The organism is Streptomyces sp. SP17BM10, assembly GCF_036322405.1.
GTDB lineage: Bacteria > Actinomycetota > Actinomycetes > Streptomycetales > Streptomycetaceae > Kitasatospora.
The window spans coordinates 287,092-298,833 of the sequence record NZ_JAQYXB010000577.1; the positions used below are offsets into that span (position 1 = coordinate 287,092).

Genomic DNA, 11,742 nt, shown 5'->3' on the forward strand with positions numbered 1-11,742 from the left:
AGCTCAGCGGCTGCGGGCCGGGCGGCTCAGGGCTTCGGGCTCGGCGACCCGCCGGCGGTCGCGGACGGGCCGCCGCTCGGGGCGGCCGGCGCCGGAGCGCCGGAGCGGGCCGCGTCCGCGGCCTTCAGCGCGTCGCCCAGCGCCTTCTGCGCGTTGCCGTACGCCACCCAGTCACCGTTCTTGAACGCCGACTGGCTGTCGTTGTACGCCTTCTCCGCGTCCGACAGCGCCTTCTGCAACTCCGGCGAGATCGTCCCGCCCGGCTGCGGCGTCGTCGGGCTCGTCGGCGTGCCCGGGTTCGTCGGGGTCCCCGGGGTCGCGGGCGTGCCCGGGGTGCTCGGCGCCGTCGGCGTCGTCCCCGCGGCGGCCCCCGCGAACACCTTGCGCAGCGCCTCCTCCAGCGTGTTCTCGAACGCCACGTTGTCGTTCCCGTACACCGCGAGGACCTTCTGCAGCGTCGGGTACTTGGCACCGCGCCCGCGCACGTACACCGGCTCGACGTTGAGCAGCCCCCCGCCCACCGGCAGCGTCAGCAGGTTCCCGTACTCCAGGTCCGAGTCGCCGCCGCTCTTCAGCAGCGTGATCTGCTGCGCCACCTCCTGGCGGGAGTTGAACTGCGACTGCACCAGGTTCGGGCCGAGCGTCTTGCTGTCGCCCGGCACCTTGAGGATCCGGATCTTGCCGTAGTCCGGGCCCGGATCGGCGTCGACCGCCATGAACGCCGCCAGGTTGTCCCGGCCGTTGGGCACGAACGTCGTCGTCAGCGAGAAGCTCGCCGACGTGACCTGCGGGTCCGGCATGCGCAGCGTCAGGTAGTACGGCGGCTGCACCTGCTTGGTGTCGCTCGTCGGGTCCACCGGGACCTGCCAGATGTCACTGCCGTTGAAGAACGAGTTGGCGTCCGTCACGTGGTACTGGCCGAGGAGGTCGCGCTGCACCTTGAACATGTCCTGCGGGTAGCGCAGGTGCGGCAGCAGCGTCGCCGGGATGTCCGCCTTCGGCTCGACCGTGCCGGGGAACGCCTTCATCCACGTCTTCAGCACCGGGTCGTTGTCGTCCCACTGGTAGAGCTTCACCTCGCCGGTGTAGGCGTCGACCGTGGCCTTGACCGAGTTGCGGATGTAGTTGACCTGGTTGGCCACCGTCAGCAGCTCGCCGCGCTGGTTGGTCAGCGAGTCCTTCGTCGCCGTGCCCAGCGTCGTCTTCGACGCGAACGGGTAGCCGTTGGACGTCGTGTAGCCGTCCAGCACCCACACCACCCGGCCGTCCTGCACCACCGGGTACGGGTCGGCGTCGATCGACAGCCACGGGGCGACCTTCTCCACCCGCTCCTTCGGTGTCCGGTTGTAGATCACCTTCGCGCCGTCGGTGATCGCCCCCGCGTACAGGATCTGCGGCTCGGCGAAGCGCACCGCGTACGCGGCCCGGGTGAGCGGGTTGTCCAGCGAGACGCCGCCACCGGCGGTGTACTGGTACTGCTTGTTCTCACCGGTCTCGGTCGTGTAGTCGATCTCCTGGTTCGAACCGCCGACGATCGAGTACGTCGTCGTCTTCTCGCCGTAGTAGATCCGCTGCTCGTAGTCCCCGAGCGCCCCGGTCGCCGGCAGGCCCGACTCGGTGAACACCGGCTGGCCCTTGTCGTTGACCTGGTTGCCCTTGGCGACCACCGCGCCGTAGCCGTGCGTGTACTTGAAGTGGTCGTTGATCCAGTTGCGCTGCACGCCGTTCAGGTCCAGCTCACGCAGGCCGATCACCGTGTCCTGCTTGTCCGTGCCCGCGCCGTAGCGGTCCACGTCCAGCGTGTTCGGGAAGGCGTAGTAGTTGCGCTGCTGCTCGATCGACTGGAACGTCGGCGACACGATGTTCGGGTCCAGCAGGCGGATGTCGGCGATCGTCTGCGCGTCCGGCTTCAGCGCGTCCGCCGTCGTCGACCCCTGCGGGGTGTACTGCGTCGTCTGCGCGTCGGCGATCCCGTACGCCCGGCGCGTCGCGTCGATGTTCTTCTGGATGTACGGCGTCTCCTTGGCCTGCTCGTTCGGCTTGACCTGGAACTGCTGCACGATCGCCGGGTACACCCCGCCGATCAGCACCGCCGACAGCACCATCAGGCCCAGGCCGATCAGCGCCGGCGCCCACGTGCGCCGCACCGGCGTCAGGAAGAACAGCACCGCGCAGATGATCGCCACGAAGAACAGGATCGTCTTCGCCGGCAGGAACGCGTTCGCGTCCACGTACCGCAGGCCCGTCCAGCCCGAAACACCCTTGTACGAGCCGGTCTTGACCGCCAGCGCGTACCGGTCCAGCCAGTACGCCACCGCCTTCAGCAGCACGAACACGCCCAGCAGCACCGCCAGGTGCCCCTGCGCCCCCGCACTCGCCCGCCGGCCGGGCCCCTGCAGCCGCAGCCCGCCGTACAGGTAGTGCACCAGCACCGACGTCAGCAGCGACACGATCACCGCGCTGAACGCGAAGCCCAGCACGAACTCGTAGAACGGCAGGTCGAAGGCGTAGAACGACACGTCCATGCCGAACTGCGCGTCCTTCTCCCCGAAGGACGTCGCGTTCGTCCACATCAGCCACGTGCGCCACTGCCCCGACGCCGCCGCGCCCGCCACGAGGCCGATCACCAGCGACACGCCGATCAGCACCCAGCGCTTGAACGGCGCCAGCCCCGCCCGGTAGCGGTCCAAGCTCTGCTGCTCCACCGACATCGCCGACAGCGGCGGGCGCAGCCGGTGCGCCAGCCACACGTTGAAGCCGACGATCAGCGCCATCAGCAGCCCGAACACCGCGAACAGGCCGACCTTCGTCCACAGCTGGGTCGTGAACACCGACGAGTAGTGGACCGACCTGAACCACAGCCAGTCCGTCCAGAAGCCCGCGAACATGACGAACAGCAGGAACAGCACCGCGAGCACGCCCAGGGTCAGCAGGGCCACCCGCGCCCGCCGGGAGGGCGGGCCTACCCTGCGCCGGAAACCCGGCCCTGAGCGTTCCGGCATCTGGAATACCACGGTGGCACCTCAGCTGTGTCGTCTGGAGTCGGTCGGTCTTCAGAGCAACTTAACCAGGCGCCGACCGAGTTCCCACCGTTAGCAGACGGTTACGACGCCCCTCCTCCACACCACCCGCACCGCCCGGCGCGGCACGCCCCACCCGGCGTGTGAGGATTGAGACATGTCCGACGCCACCGCCACGCCCCAGCCCGACTCCCCCGACGACGTCTCCACCCTCCCCGCGGCCACCCCCCTCACCCGCGCCGCCCTGGAGATCGACGAGTACGCCGCCACCCTCGGCTGGGACCTGCCCGCCCGCCTCTTCGCCCTCGTCGACTCCGGCGCCCTGCGCAAGGCCGACCCCCGGGTCGCCAAGCAGCTCGGCCTCACCGACGACGACGCGGCCGGCCTCACCCCCGTCGAACAGGACGAGATCCCGGCCGGCACCCCCCTCGACAAGTTCCTCGGCACCATCGCCTGGCCCGACGCCGTCGCCGGCTGCGCCCTGGTCGTCGAGCGCCTCATGCTGCCGCCGGGCGCCGAGCAGAGCCGCCCGCGCAACGCCAGCGACGCCCAGCTCGCCGAGTGGGTGGCCAACCACCCCAAGCGCGAGGAGGTGCGGATCACCGCCGCCGTGCTGCGCGACGGCAAGAAGGAGATCGCGCTGCGGCTGCGCTCCAAGGACACCGCGCGCGAGGTGCTGACCGGCCCCGACCTGGTGCCGGGCCTGACCGAGGCCCTGCTGGCGACCTTCGCGTAGCCGCCCTCCGGGGCCCTGCTGCCCGGCGGGCCCCTACTTCACGGCGCAGGACGGCAGCGCGGAGGTCTGGCCGGAGCGGATCTGCTCCAGCGACTTCAGCGCGCCGTCCAGCGTGTCCGTCTTGACCAGGGTCAGGCCGGACGGGACGTTCTTGCCCGCCTCGGCGCAGTTCCCCGACGGGGTGAGGAAGTACTCGGCGCCGGCGTCGCGGGCGGCGATGATCTTCATGGATATGCCGCCGATCGGCCCGACCTTGCCGTCGTCGTCGATGGTGCCGGTGCCCGCGACGAACCTGCCGCCGGTGAGGTCGCCGCCCGGGGTCAGCTTGTCGATGATGCCGAGCGAGAACATCAGCCCGGCGCTCGGCCCGCCCACGTCCTGCAGGCCGATGTCGATCTGGAACGGGTAGGTGTGCCGGATCCCGGTGCCGATGCCGACCACCGCGAGGCCGGCGCGCTCGGCCGGGGCCTTCGGGTCGAGGTCCTTGGCCGCCACGGTCGGGACGGTGACGTCGGTGCGGGCCGCCGGGTCCGCGGCGCCGTTGCCCGAGGTGTCCTTGAGGCGCGGGACGACGGTGAAGACCACCGACTCGCCCGGCTTGTGCTTGGTGACGCCCGCGGCCACCTGGTCCGTCGTCGTCACCGCGGTGCCGTCGACCGCGACGATCTGGTCGCCCGCGTGCAGCCGGCCCTCGGCGGGAGCCCCGGCGGTGACCGTCTTGACGATCAGGTCGTTGCCGACCGGGATGCCCAGCTGCTTGAGCGCCGCGGTGCGGGCGCTGTCCTCGGAGGAGGCGAACTCCTCGGCGTTCTGCTTCTTCGCGTCCGCGTCCGACTGCCCCTTGGGGTAGACGTTGTCGTGCGGCACCACCATCACGTCGTCGCGCAGCCACCCGACCACCGCGTTCACCAGGCTTGGCTCGTACTTGGCCCCGGTGACCTGCACGGTCGTCATGTTCAGGTGCCCGGTCGTCGGGTACGAGTCGTGCCCGGTGATGGTGATCACCGGCTTGCCCCCCTGCTGGCCGAGCGTGTTGTACGTCGGCCCCGGGCTCATCTCCGTGTACGGCACCTTCATCAGCACCGAGACGCAGAGCAGCGCTATGAGCAGCAGGGTGGCGGCGAGCATCGTCGCGGAGCGGCGTGGCATGCCACGACAGTACGGGACGCGGGTGAACCGGTGCCCCCCGGGCTACCGGCCGGAACGCTCCCCGGAACCGGCGCTGCCGGCGGTCGTGCGTTCCATCGCGGCCATGAACCGCCGGTGTTCGGCGAGTGAGGCCGGGTCCCCCGTGGCCTTCGGAGCCCGCTGGGCCCAGGCCGCCCACGCGGCGGCGAGGAGGACGGCGGCAACCGGAATGATCAACCAGGCGAGCGCACCCATGTCAGTACTCCCAGCTCGTCGTGTCTATGAGCAGATTAACCACTCCGGCGGACAACGCGATCACCGCCGTCCGGGTTACGGGAGCGCCGATCGGCTCACTGCCGGGGAGTATCCGGCGCGGGCGTCCGGACCCGTTCGGGTGAGGCCGCGGCGCGCCTGACGCCCGGTGCGCTGGGAACGTGCGGGTTCAGCAGCCGCCGGCGCCGACCCACTCCTCCTCGCCGTCGGCGAAGACCTGGTGCTTCCAGATCGGCACCTCGTGCTTGAGGTCGTCGATCAGCCGGCGCGCGGCGGCGAAGGCCTCGCCGCGGTGGGCGCAGGAGACCGCGACGATCACGGCCTTGTCGGTGATCTCCAGCCGGCCGATGCGGTGCACCGCGGCGAGCGCGCGGACCGGGAAGTCCGCGACGATCTTCTCGGCGATGCGGCGCATCTCCTGCTCGGCCGTGGGGTGGCAGCTGTACTCCAGCGCGGCCACCGACTTGCCGCCGTCGTGGTCACGGACCGTCCCGACGAAGACGGTCGTGCCGCCGGCCGCGTCGTCGCCCACCGCCTCGTACACCTCGTCCAGGGAGAGCGGGGTGTCGCGGACGGCGAGCAGGCGGATGGGGTCGTGGTTCTCGGACATGACCCCATGATTGCCCATCCCGGGTGGCCCCGGGCAAGGGGCTTCCGCATCACGATCCGGGAATTTCGCATCGTGAGAAGTCAGGGCGCGGCCAGCCGTGCGTCCTGAAGCCCTGCTCCGGCCGGGCGGTCCGGAACCCCCCGCTCCGGCCAGGCGCCCTGAAGCCCCGCTCCGGCCGGGCGCCCCTGTCAGAAGCGGCGCCGCTTGCGCGCCCGCCGCACCAGGGCCGCCGTGCCCACCAGCGCCACCGTCGCCCCGGCCGCGCCCAGGCTGGTCGCCGCCTCCTTGCCGCCCAGGCGCCGCCCGGCCACCGCGTGCTTGCCCGCCACCTGCGCCAGCAACTCCGCCAGCACCTGCTCGTTCGTCCAGGCCGGGCGCCAGCCCGCCTCGTGCAGCCGGCTGCCGGACACCACCCACGGGTACATCGTGTAGGCCAGGTCTCCGGCCGGCGCCGGCGTCAGTCCCAGGCGGTGCAGCCGGGCCGCGGTGCCGAGCGCCAGCGAGGCCGGCAGCTCCATCCGGCGGATCCCGGACAGCCGCTCAACGTCCTCCTGCTCCAGCCAGCCGTCGCAGCCGACCGTCACCTCGCCCTCGACCAGGCCGAGCGCCGCGTACTCCAGCGCCGTCGCCAGGTCTTCCACGTGGCAGAACTGCCAGCACGGCCGCGAACCGGCCACCACCAGCAGCCGGGGCGCCTCGAAGTGCCGGGTCAGCACCGTGTCCACGCCGGGGCCCACCACGACCGCCGGGCGCAGCACCGTCACCTGCAGCCCGGGGTGGGCGCGCGGCGCCCGCCGGGCCAGGCGCTCGATCTCCAGGAGGTCCCCGACCAGCGAGGCCTCCTCCGTCGCCCGCAGCTCGGAGTCCTCGGCCAGCGGCACCTCGTTGTCGGCCAGCGCGCCGTAGACCATCGCCGACGTGCACAGCACCACCCGGTGCACCCCGGCCGCCGCCGCGGCGGTCAGCACCGTCTGCGCGCCGCGCACGTTGTAGGCGCTGCGGGCCCGCGGATCGGACTCCATGCCGAAGTCCATCGCCAGGTGCACCACCACGTCGACCCCGGCCAGGCGCTCGGCGACCGCCGGGTCCCGCACGTCCAGCACCCGCCACTGCACGCCCGGCACGTCGCCGCGCCGGTCGTCCACCGCGAGGACCTTCTTCACGTGCGGGGAGGCCACCAGGCGGGCCGCGACCCGCTCGCCGAGCACTCCCGCGGCCCCCGTGACGGCCACGACGAGCGGCCGTCCGCCGTAGGCTGGAGGCGGCGACGCCGTGGTGTCCGGGGCGTCCTCTCCTCCGGTCAGCCCAGAGCGAACGTCCGAAGGCGGGGAACTCACCGGCCATCCTCCACGGTTAGCTTATGTGCGTACGTACGTGTGTCACGTACGTCCATCCTGCCCGAGGCGAAGGCCCCGCGGTGCACCCGGCGCGGGCCCGCCGCGCGGGAGCCGCTCGCGAGCCCCCACTCCGCCGCCGTCCCGGGCCCGCAGACTTTCCCGCCACACCCGTATGACGGCCGACCGGATCGAGGACCCCGTGAGCGACCTTCCCTTCGGATTCGGCGTTCCGCCCGAGGAGCCCGAGGACGGCAAGGCCAAGCCCGACGACGAGCAGAAGAAGAAGGACCAGGGCCCGCAGGGCGCCGACCAGAGCGGCCCCCAGCCCTTCGGCTTCGGCGCCGGCAACCCCTTCGGCGCGCTGTTCGGGATGTCCGGCGCCCCCGGGGGCCCGGGCGCCCCCGGCGCGGGCGACAACCCGTTCGCCGCGATGTTCGGCGGCCTCAACCCCAACGACCTCGGCGCCGCGTTCCAGCAGCTCGGGCAGATGCTCTCCTTCGAGGGCGGCCCGGTGAACTGGGACCTCGCCAAGAACATCGCCCGCCAGAGCGTCGTCGCCGAGCCCGCCGAGGGCAAGAGCAAGGACCGCTCGGTCAGCGCCGCCGAGCAGTCCGCCGTCGCCGAGGCCGTCCGGCTCGCCGACCTCTGGCTCGACGGCGCCACCGAGTTCCCCTCCGGTGCCGGCACCGCCGTCGCCTGGAGCCGCGCCGAGTGGATCGAGGCCACCCTCCCGGTCTGGAAGGACCTCGTCGACCCCGTCGCCGAACGCGTCGGCACCGCCATGGGCGGCGTCCTGCCCGAGGAGATGCAGGCCGTGGCCGGCCCCCTCATGGGCATGATGCGCTCGATGGGCGGCGCCATGTTCGGCACCCAGATCGGCCAGGCCCTCGGCGCCCTCGCCGCCGAGGTCGTCGGCTCCACCGACGTCGGTCTGCCGCTCGCCCCCGCCGGCAAGGCCGCCCTGCTGCCGCAGAACGTCGCCGAGTTCGGCGAGGGCCTCAGCGTGCCCGCCGAGGAGGTCCGCCTCTACCTCGCCCTGCGCGAAGCCGCCCACCAGCGCCTCTTCGCCCACGTGCCGTGGCTGCGCGCCCACCTCCTGGGCGCCGTCGAGGCCTACGCGCGCGGCATCAAGGTCGACACCTCCCGCATGGAGGAACTCGTCGGGCAGCTCGACCCCACCAATCCCGAGGCGCTCCAGGAGGCACTCGCCGGCGGCCTCCTCCAGCCCGAGGACACCCCCGAGCAGAAGGCCGCCCTCGCCCGCCTGGAAACCGCCCTCGCCCTCGTCGAGGGCTGGGTCGACGCCGTCGTCCACACCGCGGCCGAGCCCCACCTGCCCCAGGCCGGCGCCCTGCGCGAAACCGTCCGCCGCCGCCGCGCCGCCGGCGGCCCCGCCGAGCAGACCTTCGCCACCCTCGTCGGCCTGGAACTGCGCCCCCGCCGCCTGCGCGACGCCGCCCGGCTCTGGGCGCTGCTCGCCGACGCGCGCGGCGTCGAGGGCCGCGACGCCCTCTGGGAGCACCCCGACATGCTGCCCACCGCCGCCGACCTCGACGACCCGGACGCCTTCGTGCACCGCGGCACGGCCGGCGACCCGGAGGGCGGCATCGACTTCGACGCGTTCGACAAGCTCCTCGGCGAGGCCGCGGCCGGCGGCACCACCGACCTGACCAAGGGCGACGCCCCGAAGAAGGACGCCCCCCGGCAGGACCGGCCCGAGCAGGACGGCACCGAGCAGGACGGCACCGACGGAAAGGGCGAGCCCACCGCATGACCGCCACCGACCCGCGGGCGTCCGCCCTGCACGCGGACGCCGTCGGCACCCTGACCCGGTGGCAGCCCGCCGGACAGGATCAGGAGCAGCTGCGGCTGGACTACCTGGAACACCTGGACGCGCAGCCCGAGGGCCTGTACCGCTCCTGCCTGCCCGCCCACATCACCGCGAGCGCCGCGGTCGTCGACCCGGCGGCCGGGCGGGTGCTGCTCACCCTGCACCCCAAGGTCGGCCTGTGGCTGCAGATGGGCGGCCACTGCGAGCCGGGTGACGCCGACCTCGCGTCGGCCGCGCTGCGCGAGGCCGTCGAGGAGTCCGGCATCCCGGACCTCACCCTGCTCGCGGTCGACGGCCGGCCCGCCCCGGCCAAGCTCGACCGGCACCAGGTCCGCTGCGCCGGCAAGGACCGGCCGGAGAACACCCACCTGGACGTCCAGTACATCGCGCTGGCCCCGGCCGGCGCGCAGGCACTGATCAGCGAGGAGTCGCTCGACCTGCGCTGGTTCGACTACGACGGCCTGCCCGAGCTGACCGACCACTCCGTGCGCGACCTCGTCGCACGGGCGAGGCGGCTCACGAGCTGAAGTGCGACAACCGGAAGGGGGCGTGGGCCGATGTGGCCCACGCCCCCTTCCGTCGCTCCCCCGTTCGATCACGCGGCCCGACAGGGCCCTCCCGCCCGCTTTCGCTCCTCCGCTTCCCCTGCCCCCGCTTCCCCTGCCCCGCCCTTCACTGCCGTCCCGGCCGGACTGCTCAGCCGCAGGAACGCGCCGGATCGGACTGCGGGTCCGCGCTGCGAGCCCCCGGGATGTGCGGCAGCCGCGCGGCCGACACCACTCCCTCCAGGTACCCGCGCGCCCGCTCCGTCCGGGGATAGGCCTCCAGCAGCGCCCAGAACCCCGGCCCGTGATCCGGCACCAGCAGGTGCGCCAGCTCGTGCAGCAGCACGTAGTCGAGCACGTACTCCGGCATGCCCTGAAGGCGGTGCGAGAGCCGGATCGTCCCCTCCGCCGGCGTGCACGAGCCCCACCGCGAATTCTGGTTCGTGACCCAGCGGACCTGGGTCGGCTTCGCCCGGCCGTCCAGGTACGCGGCCGACAGCTCGCGGGCCCGCGCCTCCAGCGCGTCGTCCCCCGGGATCCGGCGGCTCTCCTGCGCGGCCAGCTTCTCCAGCATCTGCGCGACCCACCGCTGCTCCTCGGCGTGCGACATCCGCGCCGGGATCAGGACGACGGTGCGGTCGCCCTCGCGGTAGGCCGAGACGGTGCGGCTGCGGCGGGCGCTACGGCGCACCTCGACGCGCGTGCGGTCGTGCGACTCCCCCGGCTTGGGCGGGGACGGCTGGTGCTGCGGCTGGTGCTGCGGCTGCGCCGATTTCGGCTGCTGGTCCGGGCGCCCGCGCGTGCTCGGCGCCGCCACTTGCGACCCGGACACTGCACGGGCACGCCCACGCGACGCCGGTGGATGGGAGTCCCGCTCGGCTGCCATGGCACACGACGTTACCCGCTACCACTGACAGAAGTCCGCTGCCATGGCCGAAATCTTTCGTGGAGTGATCGGGAACGAAAGGCCGACACGGGGTGTCCGGAAACCGACGCCGGGGCGGATGTCCAGTTATCCACAGGGCTCGCGAACCGATCATGTGATCATGGGCCAGAGCCTGTGGATAACTCAACGCACGATGTCCCCCCGATCGGGCAAGCTGCCGTCAGCCGTCCGAAAACGATCGGAAAGGAGACCGCCGTGCGCCTCGCCCTCAAACCCGCCCTCTCCCGCAGCTGGCGCGACACCGAGACCCTGCAGTTCGGGACGATCAGCCGCTACGCGGGGAGGGTCGAGCACGCCGACAAGACTCTCTGCGACTTCCTGGCCCTGCTCGACGGCACCCGGGACCGCCCCGCGCTGCTGGCGGCCGGCGAGAAGGCCGGGCTCGGCCGCGAACCGGCCGAGGCGCTGCTCGCCGAGCTGGAGGAGGCCGGGCTCCTCGACGACGCGGAGGCGGCCGAGGCCGCGCTCGCCCGCTTCCCGCAGCCGCACCGGGACCTGCTCGGGCCGGACTTCGCCTCGCTCTCGCTGGTCCACTCCGGCCCGGGTGCCGCACCGGCGGTGCTCGCCCGGCGGGCGGACACCCGGATCGAGGTCCGCGGCGCGGGGCGGGTGGGGGCCGCCGTGGCGGCGGTGCTCGCGGCGGGCGGGGCGGGGGCCGTCACGGTGAGGGACGGCGGCCGCGTCCAGCCCGGCGACTGCTCCCCCGCGGGAGTGCCACCGTCCGAGGTCGGGCGGCTGCGCATGACGGCGGCGAAGGAGGCGGTCCAACGGGCCTCGGGCCGGCGTCCGGCCCCCGTGCCGCGGCGGGCCGCGGACGAGCCGCCCGATCTCGTGGTGCTCGCACCGCGGGACGGGAGCGGGGCGTTCGCCGGCGGGGCGTACGAGGCGCGGCAGCTGCTGCGGGCCGGGGTGCCGCATCTCTACGTGGGGGTGGTGGAGGAGTTCGGGGTGGTCGGGCCCCTCGTGGTGCCGGGGGTGTCGGCCTGCGGGCACTGCCTGGTGCTGCGGAGGGAGGACGAGGACGCGGCGTGGCCACGGGTGCTGGCCCAGCTCGCGGACGGAGGACCGGGGCGTGCGCGCACCCCGGCCTGCGACACCGCGCTGGCCACCGCCGTGGCGGGCCTGGCGGCCCTCCACGTCCAGGTACTGCTCGACGGCGGCCGGCCGCCGAGCGTGAACGGGTGGTGCGAGTTCTCGGCCACCGATGGCATGCCGCGCCGGATGCGCCTGAGGGGCCACCCGGACTGCGGCTGCCTGTGGCAGCCGCTGCCACCGAGGTAGGACGCCGGGAGGCGGGTGGTGGGTGGGGAGGGGTG

At 73.1% G+C, this 11,742-nt stretch carries 10 protein-coding genes; 4 read left to right on the plus strand and 6 right to left on the minus strand.

Features of this window, described 5'->3' with window-relative positions; genetic code table 11:
- Positions 1-26: 26 nt before the first annotated feature.
- Positions 27-3,002, minus strand: a complete 2,976-nt coding sequence (locus PUR71_RS18265; RefSeq protein WP_329928069.1) for a UPF0182 family membrane protein — start codon at positions 3,000-3,002, stop codon at positions 27-29.
- 175 nt (positions 3,003-3,177) lie between these two features.
- Between PUR71_RS18265 and PUR71_RS18270 the strand changes: the two genes are divergently transcribed.
- The gene (locus tag PUR71_RS18270) at positions 3,178-3,756 is read left to right on the plus strand and encodes a PPA1309 family protein (RefSeq protein WP_329928070.1); all 579 of its coding nucleotides are present in this window, start codon (positions 3,178-3,180) and stop codon (positions 3,754-3,756) included.
- 33 nt (positions 3,757-3,789) lie between these two features.
- Here the strand turns inward: PUR71_RS18270 and PUR71_RS18275 are convergent, their stop codons facing one another.
- The 4 genes from PUR71_RS18275 to PUR71_RS18290 form a co-directional block, all read right to left on the minus strand.
- On the minus strand, positions 3,790-4,905 hold the full coding sequence (locus PUR71_RS18275) for a YlbL family protein (RefSeq protein ID WP_329928071.1): 1,116 nt from the start codon (positions 4,903-4,905) through the stop codon (positions 3,790-3,792).
- A 42-nt stretch (positions 4,906-4,947) separates the two neighbouring features.
- Complete coding sequence (locus tag PUR71_RS18280) at positions 4,948-5,139, minus strand: hypothetical protein (protein ID WP_329928072.1); 192 nt, start codon at positions 5,137-5,139, stop codon at positions 4,948-4,950.
- 187 nt (positions 5,140-5,326) lie between these two features.
- Positions 5,327-5,767, minus strand: coding sequence for a molybdenum cofactor biosynthesis protein MoaE (locus PUR71_RS18285; protein ID WP_329928073.1), 441 nt, complete (start codon positions 5,765-5,767; stop codon positions 5,327-5,329).
- 188 nt (positions 5,768-5,955) lie between these two features.
- Positions 5,956-7,104, minus strand: a complete 1,149-nt coding sequence (locus tag PUR71_RS18290; RefSeq protein ID WP_443077474.1) for an NAD-dependent epimerase/dehydratase family protein — start codon at positions 7,102-7,104, stop codon at positions 5,956-5,958.
- Between the two features lie 199 nt (positions 7,105-7,303).
- Between PUR71_RS18290 and PUR71_RS18295 the strand changes: the two genes are divergently transcribed.
- Positions 7,304-8,878 (plus strand): zinc-dependent metalloprotease, encoded by a 1,575-nt coding sequence (locus PUR71_RS18295; protein ID WP_329928075.1) that lies wholly within the window; start codon positions 7,304-7,306, stop codon positions 8,876-8,878.
- Positions 8,875-9,462, plus strand: coding sequence for an NUDIX hydrolase (locus tag PUR71_RS18300; RefSeq protein ID WP_329928076.1), 588 nt, complete (start codon positions 8,875-8,877; stop codon positions 9,460-9,462). Before PUR71_RS18295 ends, PUR71_RS18300 begins: the two co-directional genes overlap by 4 nt.
- A 169-nt stretch (positions 9,463-9,631) precedes the next feature.
- Here the strand turns inward: PUR71_RS18300 and PUR71_RS18305 are convergent, their stop codons facing one another.
- A complete protein-coding gene (locus tag PUR71_RS18305) occupies positions 9,632-10,297 on the minus strand; it encodes a M48 metallopeptidase family protein (RefSeq protein WP_329928077.1) in 666 nt (221 codons plus the stop codon).
- A 324-nt stretch (positions 10,298-10,621) separates the two neighbouring features.
- On the opposite strand from PUR71_RS18305, the gene PUR71_RS18310 reads away from it, so the two are divergent.
- Complete coding sequence (locus PUR71_RS18310) at positions 10,622-11,707, plus strand: TOMM precursor leader peptide-binding protein (protein ID WP_329928078.1); 1,086 nt, start codon at positions 10,622-10,624, stop codon at positions 11,705-11,707.
- Positions 11,708-11,742 lie beyond the last annotated feature (35 nt).

Coding starts and splice junctions, on each gene's coding strand:
- PUR71_RS18265 (WP_329928069.1), bottom strand. CDS start 3,002: ATGCCGGAACGCTCAGGGCCGGGTTTCCGGCGCAGGGTAGGCCCGCCC.
- PUR71_RS18270 (WP_329928070.1), top strand. CDS start 3,178: ATGTCCGACGCCACCGCCACGCCCCAGCCCGACTCCCCCGACGACGTC.
- PUR71_RS18275 (WP_329928071.1), bottom strand. CDS start 4,905: ATGCCACGCCGCTCCGCGACGATGCTCGCCGCCACCCTGCTGCTCATA.
- PUR71_RS18280 (WP_329928072.1), bottom strand. CDS start 5,139: ATGGGTGCGCTCGCCTGGTTGATCATTCCGGTTGCCGCCGTCCTCCTC.
- PUR71_RS18285 (WP_329928073.1), bottom strand. CDS start 5,767: ATGTCCGAGAACCACGACCCCATCCGCCTGCTCGCCGTCCGCGACACC.
- PUR71_RS18300 (WP_329928076.1), top strand. CDS start 8,875: ATGACCGCCACCGACCCGCGGGCGTCCGCCCTGCACGCGGACGCCGTC.